11 protein-coding genes are annotated in these 11497 nt (G+C 30.3%); 3 read left to right on the top strand and 8 right to left on the bottom strand.

Annotated elements, in window-relative coordinates; all coding sequences use genetic code 11:
* On the bottom strand, positions 1-535 hold a 535-nt coding region (locus Q0075_RS13075; protein ID WP_297869898.1), incomplete at its 3' end, for a hypothetical protein.
* An 800-nt stretch (positions 536-1335) separates the two neighbouring features.
* Positions 1336-1830 (bottom strand): thermonuclease family protein, encoded by a 495-nt coding sequence (locus tag Q0075_RS13065; RefSeq protein WP_297869897.1) that lies wholly within the window; start codon positions 1828-1830, stop codon positions 1336-1338.
* Positions 1831-1920: 90 nt separating this feature from the next.
* On the opposite strand from Q0075_RS13065, the gene Q0075_RS13060 reads away from it, so the two are divergent.
* The 3 genes from Q0075_RS13060 (at position 1921) to Q0075_RS13050 (ending at position 5720) form a co-directional block, all read left to right on the top strand.
* Positions 1921-2724: a hypothetical protein gene (locus tag Q0075_RS13060; protein ID WP_297869896.1), complete on the top strand. Its 804-nt coding sequence runs from the start codon at positions 1921-1923 to the stop codon at positions 2722-2724.
* A 1300-nt stretch (positions 2725-4024) separates the two neighbouring features.
* A complete protein-coding gene (locus Q0075_RS13055; RefSeq protein ID WP_297869895.1) occupies positions 4025-4639 on the top strand; it encodes a hypothetical protein in 615 nt (204 codons plus the stop codon).
* Between the two features lie 19 nt (positions 4640-4658).
* On the top strand, positions 4659-5720 hold the full coding sequence (locus Q0075_RS13050) for an XRE family transcriptional regulator (RefSeq protein ID WP_297869894.1): 1062 nt from the start codon (positions 4659-4661) through the stop codon (positions 5718-5720).
* Positions 5721-5796: 76 nt separating this feature from the next.
* On the opposite strand, the gene Q0075_RS13045 is transcribed toward Q0075_RS13050, so the two are convergent.
* From Q0075_RS13045 to Q0075_RS13020, 6 genes are read right to left on the bottom strand one after another with little or no spacing between them, the layout of a single operon-like run.
* The gene (locus tag Q0075_RS13045; RefSeq protein WP_297869893.1) at positions 5797-6207 is read right to left on the bottom strand and encodes a protein-export chaperone SecB; all 411 of its coding nucleotides are present in this window, start codon (positions 6205-6207) and stop codon (positions 5797-5799) included.
* A 3-nt stretch (positions 6208-6210) separates the two neighbouring features.
* Positions 6211-6498, bottom strand: coding sequence for a hypothetical protein (locus Q0075_RS13040; protein WP_297869892.1), 288 nt, complete (start codon positions 6496-6498; stop codon positions 6211-6213).
* A gap of 23 nt (positions 6499-6521) precedes the next feature.
* Positions 6522-7043, bottom strand: coding sequence for a hypothetical protein (locus tag Q0075_RS13035; RefSeq protein WP_297869891.1), 522 nt, complete (start codon positions 7041-7043; stop codon positions 6522-6524).
* 1 nt (position 7044) lies between these two features.
* On the bottom strand, positions 7045-8238 hold the full coding sequence (locus Q0075_RS13030; RefSeq protein ID WP_297869890.1) for a GIY-YIG nuclease family protein: 1194 nt from the start codon (positions 8236-8238) through the stop codon (positions 7045-7047).
* A complete protein-coding gene (locus Q0075_RS13025) occupies positions 8231-10162 on the bottom strand; it encodes a DEAD/DEAH box helicase family protein (protein WP_297869889.1) in 1932 nt (643 codons plus the stop codon). The genes Q0075_RS13030 and Q0075_RS13025 overlap by 8 nt, the downstream gene beginning before the upstream one ends.
* Before the next feature lies 1 nt (position 10163).
* Positions 10164-11450: a type IIL restriction-modification enzyme MmeI gene (locus tag Q0075_RS13020; protein ID WP_366798582.1), complete on the bottom strand. Its 1287-nt coding sequence runs from the start codon at positions 11448-11450 to the stop codon at positions 10164-10166.
* Positions 11451-11497: the final 47 nt, after the last annotated feature.

Raw genomic sequence — 11497 nt, 5'->3', positions numbered from 1 at the left:
CTTCAAAATCAATTTCAGCTCCACCTGAAATGATTTTGTAGTGAGTAGTTCCACTTGGAGCAGCAATCATATTCGCAGGAATAAAAGATGCTAAATCCACTTTTATTTCACCAGCTACACGGTCAATAGTTGCTACAAACGGAGCAAACAAAGTGGTACCAAGCTTACCACGAATATTGAATTCAAAACCAAATAACAATTCAGCTTCGCCATCAATAACGTTTCGCAAACCACGAACACTCACCAAATCCGCCTGAATCACTTTCATCATAGCCTGCGTCAATCGACTCACCATTCTGCCATCCGCAGAATTTAAAAGCAACGGTCGTAAAGCGGTTCTAAGCATTTTTCCTGCCTTTCCAGCTCTACCAAACTCAGAGCCATTCTCACGAGTTCTCTGAAACGCAGGGTCATTTGCTATTCTACTAGCGTCAATTCCGCCTTTTTCTCTCGCTAAGTGACCATCTTGCGTTTTGTAAAAAGTAATATCTCCGATAGTACCTTTCAATTTAATTATGCCTTTCTGTCTAGCCATAACTTCAAAATTTTGTTAAACATTCATCTAAAATTTCCTTCATTCTTTCAATCAGTTGCAACCACATTTTGAATGATTAAAGCAAAGATTAAAAAGCATTTCACAAAAGAAAAAGGCACATATGTACCATATGTCCAAAATCGACACAACTGTCCTAAATGAACACAAAAACGCAATAAATAAGTATGAAAAATTATAACTAAATTGCAAAAGATTTTCTGCACGTCAGAAGTAAAGCATAGCTATATCAAAGGTATGGATAAAGTATGAAATTGAATAATCAGAGGGTTTGCATCTATCCAAAAGACATACAACGTATAACAGGCAAGAGTTATCGTCAAAGTACTAGATTAATGCAAAAGATAAAAAAAGACCTCAATAAGCTCGAAAATGAGTTTCTTACGATTGAAGAGTTCTGTAAATATAGTGGCATAAAATATGAACAAGTAACTCACTTGATTTTTGGTTAAAGTAGGGGTAATAGAAGAACAAATTTTAATCAAGAACAGTATTAATAAGCACTTAAATAACTAGTTCAATTATTAGCCTTGATGCTTTAATATTCAAATAAATATCCTTATATTTGAGTACTTTGAATTTAGAATAATAGTAACCTTATAAAAGAGGTGTCAGTCGAGGTGTCACTTAAATAATATGCTTTGCGAAGTGTTGGTTTTATTGATAACTTTTGCACTAGACAAATCCCTCTTTCTCCGCAGAATTAAAACCCTAACGATTGAAAATCAATTAGTTAGGGTTTTTTATTTCTAGTCCTAGTCCACATTTAGTCCACAATCAATTTAAAATCTATTTACCAAAGAATATAAACCTTTTAAGCTGTTTTTAGCTTGTAAATTCCATTCTTGATACATTGGAAGCATTTCACAGAAAACATCGTTATATGGCTTTGCATAGCCTTCTTTTATCATAATTTCGTTTAAAACTCTACCATCATTTAAAATAAGATAGCCTAAATGTCTTCCATATTTATCAACTAAATTATTTTGTTCCTGTACTAATGTGCAATAATCACCCAAACTAACTTGATCTTTTAAAAAGTTAAATGATAAATAACCTAATTTGATTAATAGTGCAGCTGGAACTTGCAACTCTTTTTCGTCTTGTTTTATCTTATTACAATAATTTATTTCGGGTGCATCTATGCCTAAAAATCTAACTTCAAATTCCTTTTTTGAAATAATATCTTCTAAAATAATTCCATCACCATCAACAAATTTTACGATTTTCAGAAGGTTTTTTTTAATTGTTGTTTCGTTAGCGTTAAAATGCATCATATTGCTTTATTTAATACGTTGTAAATCAGTTATTTATGTTGTAAATTTAAATGAAATTTTTCACAAAACATAATTAATTTTTTTCAGCTTATGGCTCAACAAAAAGGACATGTTAAATATGTCGGGACGTTAGGAGAAGTTCGTCACTTCAAAATTAAAGGTAACACTGGTTACTTTGCAGGATTAAAAGGAGGACCAACAGGAGAGCAAGTAAAAACCGCTCCGGGTTTTGTTCGTACACGTGAAAACATGTCTGAGTTTGCAGCGTGTGCAATGGCAGGAAAATCTGTTAGAATTGCTTTATCAGCTTTAATGAAACAAATGACTGATAGCCAATTTACAGGTAGATTAACTGCTATTATGAAAAAAATAAATATTGAAGATGGTTCAGAAGCTAGAGGACAAAGAGCTGTCTTGGTTTCACAACAGCCTCAATATTTAAGAGGATTGGATTTTAATAAGAACATTTCTTTTAATGGTATTCTTAGTGCTCCATTTACATTAACTGCAACAGTTGATAGAAACGAAAGTACTTTATCATTACCAGCTTTTAATCCAATGAGTTTTTTAAATGTTCCATCAGGAGCAACACATTTTAGAATTATCAATGCCTTAGCTGCTGTATCGGATTTTGTATATAATCCTGCTACAAGTGCTTACGAACCTGCCGAACCAACATTAAACGAGTTATCAGATATTGCCTATTCTGCTTATACTCCTATTAATGCTGTGACTTCATTAATTGACATTACAGCAACTTTGCCAGGTTCTCCAACCTTAACAACTAATATTGCTGTTTTAGGCTGTGTTGGTATTGAGTTTTATCAAGAAGTTGGAGGAAATTACTACTTATTCAATGCAGGTAACGCAATGAAAGTTCAAGAAGTATTCTAAAAAGACCATCAGTTTGCAAGTTTGCAAAGTCTGCAATGTTGCAAAGTAAACCCTTTCGAAAGAGAGGGTTTTTTATTTTGCACTCATTTATCTATAATCCGCACTCATATAGGAGTTATGGTGCATTTAAGTACGGAATATCTACCAATCAGGTGAAAAAAGAATAATCGTTTTTTTATCCATTCCACAATCGCAAGTATGCCCATAACTTTCCATTCAAAAACCAACATTCGGATAAGCTTCAATTTGAGCTGTTTTTTTTGAAATGATGCCTACCGCTTAATTTCAATCGGAGTAGAAAACTTCTGGCATCATTTTAAAAAAAATTGCATCCATAGGGGTTTGGGGAAATGGAAGATTTCCCCAACTGAACTTACCTAGTGCGTTGGCAGTAGCGAAACAAGGGTATAGTTTTTTATTTGCTTATCGGGATGTTCTGATTGCTTTTATTGTTGGCTTGGTGCTTCAATGGTTGTGCTGAAAATGTATCTGTTTATTTAACTGAATACTTGATTGGTATTGGATAGCATCAAGACAGCTTAAAAGCAATTTACTACAAATGTTCTGGCAAATAAAAAACTATACTCTTGTGGGCAAATTTGATTATTGAGGATGCCTGATTGTTCTTGCGAAATAGATTGTTTCTATTTACTACAAATGTTGTACGGAAATTTAATGGCATCTTCAATAAACAATGCAAATACTTTACCGCTTTTGGGTGGGTGCGGCTGGTGTGGCGGCTATTTTACATAATGAGCTTATAGTTTCGAGCCCAGTGGTGTTCACGGGCTTGAACTATAATGGCTTATTATGTAACATAGCTTTGGAAGGGTTTTGGCTTCGAGGGTTGGAAAACAGCTCTTTGTTTTTTTATATAAAACCAAATAAACAATTATTAACGCTTATAAAAAAAACAATGTGCTGTTTATGCGTTGGGAAAGCCAAAACCCTGTGAGCGTTGGCAGAGCGTTGGATTGGGTGGGTGAAAATACGTCAGCGATAGCGTTCCTATCTTTTTTTGAATTTACTTCTAAATCATTAACGAAATGAAACAAACAAAGAATTGATGCTAGGAATACTTGGACTAGGAGCGATTTTTGTGCAGGTGAATGAGGTAATGATCTAACTTTTTTTATATTTTATGGAGTTTAAAGTATTTAATAAATTTATTTAAGTTACTATAAATCAATTATTTACACTTTAAAGAATATTTTTTAATAATTTAAGGGAATATTTTAAGGAATATTTTTTGATGTTTTTACAAAATATTTTATATCTTTGTTTAAATAAATGTTTAAAGATGAAAAGTATATTACCTGTAGAAGAAGCCGAAAGTATTTTAAACGTACATTTTGATGTTATTGCGAAATGTATAAATGATGGTTTCGAAGATTGTCAAGGTTTCATTAGTGAATGGAACAGAAACAAAAAGCCAATTAATTTTGAGAAAAGAACCATTGCAAATTTAGTTCATGATTTTATTAAAGAAAGAGTTAAAGACCAATATTCTCAAATAGAGAATGTCGAGACAAAAGAATTTAATAAAATATTCGGATTACATATTGATAAAAAGTTTTTAATTCGCTTTAAAAAAATTAATGCGGATTTTACAACTTCAAATATAAAAACAAAGCAAACGAGAAATTTCGAAAAACAAGCAGAAATTGAAGGTCTTCCAAAGCAGGCTACTTTTTTGTATGCTGGCTACATTCCAAATCCAACATGGACGAGTATCAAAGATATTTTTATTATGTGTAAAAGTGGAGGAAATGTAATTTGGGTTAAAAATTTAACTTCTTTTGCAGAACAAACTCAGTTTACATTCGAAAGCGTTGAAACAGCCACAACTAAACAACCAAGTCGTATTAAAGTTAAAGTTGCTGAGAAAAAAGAAACCGGTACAGATAAACACTAAAAAATAAATAATTTTTAAAATGAGAGAAATAAATTCCAAAATGTTAGTATTGGCCAGAGAAGCACGTGGTTATACGCAAAAGGAATTATGTGAATTACTTGGTATAACTCAAGGGTCATTATCTAAAATAGAAAAAGGAATACAAACAGCATCAGTAGAGAATATTGAAAAATTTTGTAATGTTTTAAAGTATCCTGAAAGCTTCTTTTATCAGCAAGACAATATCTACAATCCAGATTTAATTTATTATCGTAGAAGAATTGCTGTAAAAAAGAAAGTTCTTCTAAAAGCCGAAGCTAAATTAAATATTGTTAGAATGAATATTGAAAAATTGTTAAGTAGTGTAGAATTGCCTGAAGACAATTTGTTTCAGTGGGATGTAGAGAAAAATGGTACTCCCGAGGAAGCTGCAATAACTTTAAGACAACAATGGAAAATACCAAAAGGAAGAATAGATGATTTAGTTAAATTAATTGAGGATAATGGAATTATTGTTATTCCATTTGATTTTGGAGCAGATAAATTTGATGGTTTGAGTATGTATACAACAAAAAATGAACCACTGATATTTTACAATAGTAATATGCCTGGTGACAGACAACGGCTTACTATTGCTCACGAATTAGGTCATTTAATTATGCATTTTGGAAGGATAATTGATATTGAAAGAGATGTAGAAAAAGAAGCTATGAAGTTTGCATCAGAGTTACTTGTGCCAGAAAAAGAGTTTAAAAGTACAATTGTATCTTTTGATTTAAGAACATTGGCAAATCTTAAGTTATATTGGAGAGTTTCTATGGGTTCTTTATTATACAGATGCAAAGCTTTAGATATGATAACTGATAATCAGTATAGATACTTATGGCAACAAATGTCAATGCTTGGATATAAAACTAAAGAACCGAAAGAACTTGAAGTAATGTCAGAAACACCAACACTTTTAACTGAAATCATTGAAAAATATTCAGATGAATTGGAATATTCAAAAGCTGAAATTGCAGGATTGTTAAATATAAACCAAGATGATTTACAAGAAATGTATTTTAAAAAAGAGACGAGATTTAAAATTATAAGAAATTAAGAAGTTTTAAGTATTTATCAGATGTTTATAATTATTATAAATGATTATACTTAAAATATATATATGAAAATGTTATTTAATTATTATCTTCTACCACTGGTGCCGTTGGTTTACTAGCAAAATTAAGAGGTGGAATGATAATTGGTTTCATACCTGTTTGTATTACTAAATTAGTAATAAAAGCTCTTATGTAAGGATAGACAATAGAAGGAGAACTAATGTTTATGTAATTATCATACACTTTTTGTTCAACATCACCCATGATTTCAAAATAACCTACTGTTTGAACAATTAGATTGAAATTTTTTTCTTCATTAGAAATGGTTACAATAAACTCAGATTTGAATATGTTTTTATTTTCTTCATCTACATGAGTTAAATGATTTACATTAATGTTAAAATTGCCTTCAGAAAAACCTAATGGTTTATCAAAGACAACCTTAATTACATCGTAACCTTTAAAATTTAATGAAGCTTCAGTTGCCATAATTTATGCGGCTATAGGATATTCAGGTTCTGAACGTAAAACTAAACCTGTAAATAAAGAATTTGATATAGTGTTAACAGATGAACTATAACCTGTATGAGAAGAAATATTACAACCAACTATACTTGAAAGTATTATTTTTTCTTCTTGAAGTTTAGCTCTTAATAACATTTCGGAATTACGCATAGCTTTTTTAGCCATTCTTTCAGAAGACCACTTATTCCAATCTTCATTAGACATATTGTCAATAATTTGATTGAATTTAGAGTTTAACTTTTCCCAATTTGCCATCATCATATATTTTTTATCTATTATTAAACACAATAAAATGTGTTTAATTGTGCAAAGTTAGTTATTTTTTCTGGTTCATTTACTCTAAATTGTATTCTTTTTTTGTAGTAATAACCATCAACCTTTATTAAATCATTGTTAAATGGCAGGTCTTGAAATCTAATTACACTTATATCTTCCCAAACATCGTAATCATCAATGAAGTCATTAAATTCTTCTAATGTTGGTTTTTTGTGAAATTGTTTAATATACATTTTAGCAAATTTTTCTACTGTATTTACAAAATTATAATAGTCATCTTCATTAAAAACTGTATCAATAAATTCTTCATTGGTAAATGTAATTGTAGCTTTAAATATAGTGTACCGTCTTGTTTTATTACATGCTTTACACTTCATAATTTCTCCCCACCATTTACTAAACTCATAATCTTGCCAAAAATAATAACCATCACCTAACCACATATCATTACCAGTACCTTGAATTGGGAATGTTAGTATTGGAAATCTATATTCTTGCGTATGAAATACTTCAAATGATCTCATTCTATCTATTTGTTATGATTTTACTTTCAACATCATATCTATAATTCACAATCTCTCCGTTTATAATTAATTGAATTGATTGTTCTATTACTTCTAATGGAGCAATGAACCATTCTCTTGGTGTGTGTCGAATTTTATTTTCATCAAAGATGTCAATGTTTAAACAAGAGCTGCCAAAGAAGTTATGAAGTAATTGTTCTAATTTTTGTGGGTTCATATTGTAGCATTTCCAAGCACTTTCTATTTTGACTTTTGCCATTAAATATGTTGGCTCTTTTTCTGCATTTTTTATTCTTTCTAATACATCAACCTTTGAATATCCAATTTTAAATAGGTTTTCTATTGATGCTATTTTTTCATCTTTACTTTTGGAACTTAACACATAAATAAATCCTGCTTCTTCATCTTCATCAGTAATATTACTAAACTTCTCAATAAAGCTTTCGTTTACTTTGTCTATGTTTTCAGATACTACTTGACCATTAGCATACAATATCTTTTCTACCGACCTTTTAAGCATATTAGACACTGTACCATTTTCGAAAATACATCTTGTTCTGCCATCTTCTCTAACTCTTGTACCATCTTCTCTATAATGTTCTTTTTTACTGATTTGAATTTCTTCTAATAAAAACAAAACTCCGTTGTGAACATAATAAGCTCCTTCACGTAAGTTACCCATTTTGAAATCAACTAATTTTCTTTTACCACTTGCTAAATCCTTTTGAATTTCTTTGAATAAATGTTCGTATTTATCAAAGTCTTTCATTGGTTTTCTTCTTGCTACAAAGTCTGTTGAAGCTCTTTCGTCTGTTTTAGGAGTATGTTTGAAATCAAATAAATCTGTATCATCGTCAAACAAATCAAAAGCATCATCATTAAAAATATCATCAATTGAGTTTATTTCTTTTATTTCAAAATCAAGCAGGTTATTAGTATCTATTTCCTTTAATTGTTCTTTCTTCTCAGGGTTTTCTCTAATACCTTTTAATCTAGTGTATAATTGATATTCAGATACGTTTGAAATATTTGGTTGTGGTTCTCTTTTATATTTTTCTACAAAATCATTCACTTCATTAAATGAATTTAACAACCTTTCGTCTGTTGTTTTTGCTCCAGAAGATTTTGGTTTGACATTTAGAATATCAAACGGATCATTATTGAAAATATCGTCAAGTACTGAATTCTTATCCATTTGCTAAACGTTTTCTTTTTTCTTCTTTTAAATAAATAATACACTCTGCCATTCTTCTTTCTAATGGGTCATTAGCATTTAGACTTGGCTCTTTATCATGTAATTTTTTAAACTCAACAATTTTGGGCCACAATATTTTGGCTTCTTCAAAATCCATTTTAATACGAGTTGCTTCAATTGTATCTTGAATAACTTTTAAAACCTTTGTTGTAACTGATTTTGATAATATTTCATAAGCTTTTTGGAATGGATTAACCGCATCAATTAAGTCAATATGAATATCATCTATATTGATGAATTTATCTGCTAAACGAATAAATCTTTGGTCGCCAACTTCTTTAATTTCGCCACTTTTAACAACACTATCAACTACTACATATTGTCTGATTTCTTCCACTTCATCTTCTGTTAATTCAGGATATTTTATTTTAATGATTTTTGGAATTAATACTCTGTTAATTACTTCTGCATCTATTGTACCAGACATTGTTTTTAACATTGTATCATCTTGCAGTATAGTAGCTTTTAAGTCATTCAAATCAGCTTCGATAATATCTTTAACTCTTTTTGAACTTGGCTCTTTAAAACCTCTTACTTTGATTGTACCCGGCTCTGCATCATCATCATTATCAAGTTTTGTTTTAAATTTGAAATTAGGTGCTAACACTTGCTCCATTAATAAAGATGCTGTAATTGCTTTTAGCATATCATTAGTGGCTTTTTTTACATCGTCTTGTATTGCTTCGGGTTGTGCAATTAAATTGGTGAATTGAGCATGCGTTTTGTTATTGCTATCTCTTGTACATCGACCAATAATTTGAATAATTTCGGTTAATGAACCTCTATAACCAACTGTTAAGGCATGTTCACAATAAGGCCAATCAAAGCCCTCTTTTGCCATACCTAATGCTATAATCAAATCCATATCGTCAACAGAAGAAATGTTTCGTAAATAGTTTACTATTTTATCTCTTTCTCTTGGTGTGTCTTCAACTAAATCAGCAATTTTAATAATCTTTTTATCTGTATGCCTTTCTACAAAAATAACTCCTGTATCACTATCTTGTCTTAAAACACGACCAATAGCATCAATAATAAAATCTACTTCATTGTGCTTGTCTTTTGTACTTTCTCCTGAGTTTACATTTGGAATATGAACAATGGTTTTTAAATCAGTATCTAACACATCAAGTATAGCTTCTGTATATTTTCCTGTGTAAAAATGATACCCAATACCAAGTGATTTTAAGTAGTTATACCCGTTTAATTGTTCGTAATAGTTATATGTTACTTTAGTAAACTTTGCTTCGTTCTCTGGTGTTAAAATAGGCACACTATCACCTCTGAAATATGAACCTGTCATTGCTATAATATGAGCTGTTGACTTATTCATTATTACTTTTAATAGTTCTCCTAATCTATTATTTACATCGGCAGAAACGTGGTGAAATTCATCAATAGCTAATAAAGTATCATTTAATTTTGTTTCGTCTAATGTATCACAAGCAAAGCGTAATGTAGCATGTGTACAAATCAAAATCTTTTCATCGCTATCCATAAAGTTATGAAAGGCTTGTACTTTACTACTGCTACCATCATCACCAGGAGTACAAAGGTTATAATTGTCGTTTGGTTCCCAATTAGCAAAGAAACCATCTTTCATTAAATCTGTATGCGAAAAAGAACTACCAATTGAGCGTTCCGGCACAGCTACAATCACTTTTTTGATGCCTTGATTTATCATTTTATCTAAAGCCAAAAACATTAATGCACGAGATTTACCTGATGCTGGTGGTGCTTTTAATAATAAATATTTTGCATCACGAGCTTCAAAGGCACGCGATTGCATTTCACGCATTCCCATTGTATTGGTACTTGTGCTTTTTCCTGTTTGGTGGTATGATACGTTTACTAAATTTGGCATATTAGTTTATTTTTTTAGTTTTTTTAGCTTTCTTTTCTTCTTCAAACAATGTTCCTTTTTGTTTTTCGTCTGCAATCATTTGTTCGTATAACTTGAAAAGGTATTCTAGTCGTTCTTCGTCTGTTTCAAAAGGTTTACTGCGGTAACAACGTTCTACGGCTAAATCATTTAATCTATGTGCTTCACGCAAACCTTGTGGCATTTTCACTGGGTCGTATAACTGAGCTAATGTTTTTTCGGAATGGTTTTCACGTTCTTCTAATATTCTAAACACACATTGTGTTAATTCTTGCTTTTGAGCTTCTGATATTTTTGGAAATGGAAAAGAATTCCAACAAACACCATTTGTATATCTGATACGATTTTCTAACTTTCCTGCAACTGCTTTAACCCATATATTGTGAATTTGTGAACATAAAAGTGAAAAGTTAAAGATTTCAGGGTCGTAAATAACATTAGCTGAATTTAGAATTATATATTCAGATGATAGAAAACCAATTGGAATGTAATCCCTACTTTCGGATGAAACTACTGGTATTATTATTTGATTTTTTAAAGCTGTTTTATTTTGAATAAACCGATATGGATAATTTACAAAGTTTCTTTCTAGTGTGTTTCCATTTATCCTTAAATTTTTGACAGCACTAATTTTTTCATTTAAAATATCTATACTCATTGCATCCTCAACTTCATTTTCATTTATCCAAATACACCATCTTTGAATATTGTTTATAAATTCAATTGACCCAATTAAAGGTTTGATATACTTTTCAATCATTGGATACTTTGTAATTAAATCTTTTTTCTCATCATCATTAAGAATAAAATACCCTCCTTCTCGTGGCTGATTACCACCCTCCATTTTATTAAGTTTAGAGATTGGTTTCTTATTATTTGAAACAATAATATTATTACTATTTATTAAATATGCGTTGATATTATTTGCTTTGATTATTCTATTATCTTCAAATATTATTTTTTTATCATTTGATATATTCCTAACACCAACAATTGATACAGTTACACCTGCTTTGTCTTTTGCATTATTTGTCCATTTAATATTCTTGTGTGCAAAAAATATTTCTTGATTTTTATTGAAAATTATTGGCCATAACATTTCCACTTGTGTTCCTTGACAAAGTGAGTTAGTTGTAACAAATGCGTACTTACTTTCTTTAGAAACTATATACTTAGTTGCTTTATAAAACCATATTGAAATATAATCTAGATTTTTATAATTCTTCATTTGATGGAAAACAAAATCCATGTCTTGTTGATGTTTGGATATGCAAATAAAAAGTACAGTTTAAGTTAAGCGACATTTTTGTAAATGCT

Origin of the sequence: uncultured Flavobacterium sp., from assembly GCF_937967675.1 — a bacterium.
Taxonomy (GTDB): domain Bacteria; phylum Bacteroidota; class Bacteroidia; order Flavobacteriales; family Flavobacteriaceae; genus Flavobacterium.
Note: the sequence above shows the minus strand (reverse complement) of the source record. Positions and strands in the feature narration are given on the sequence as shown.

Excerpts from the sequence above, each read along its gene's own strand:
- Q0075_RS13065 (WP_297869897.1), bottom strand. The coding sequence starts at position 1,830 with ATGATGCATTTTAACGCTAACGAAACAACAATTAAAAAAAACCTTCTG.
- Q0075_RS13060 (WP_297869896.1), top strand. The coding sequence starts at position 1,921 with ATGGCTCAACAAAAAGGACATGTTAAATATGTCGGGACGTTAGGAGAA.
- Q0075_RS13055 (WP_297869895.1), top strand. The coding sequence starts at position 4,025 with ATGAAAAGTATATTACCTGTAGAAGAAGCCGAAAGTATTTTAAACGTA.
- Q0075_RS13050 (WP_297869894.1), top strand. The coding sequence starts at position 4,659 with ATGAGAGAAATAAATTCCAAAATGTTAGTATTGGCCAGAGAAGCACGT.
- Q0075_RS13045 (WP_297869893.1), bottom strand. The coding sequence starts at position 6,207 with ATGGCAACTGAAGCTTCATTAAATTTTAAAGGTTACGATGTAATTAAG.
- Q0075_RS13040 (WP_297869892.1), bottom strand. The coding sequence starts at position 6,498 with ATGGCAAATTGGGAAAAGTTAAACTCTAAATTCAATCAAATTATTGAC.
- Q0075_RS13035 (WP_297869891.1), bottom strand. The coding sequence starts at position 7,043 with ATGAGATCATTTGAAGTATTTCATACGCAAGAATATAGATTTCCAATA.
- Q0075_RS13030 (WP_297869890.1), bottom strand. The coding sequence starts at position 8,238 with ATGGATAAGAATTCAGTACTTGACGATATTTTCAATAATGATCCGTTT.
- Q0075_RS13025 (WP_297869889.1), bottom strand. The coding sequence starts at position 10,162 with ATGCCAAATTTAGTAAACGTATCATACCACCAAACAGGAAAAAGCACA.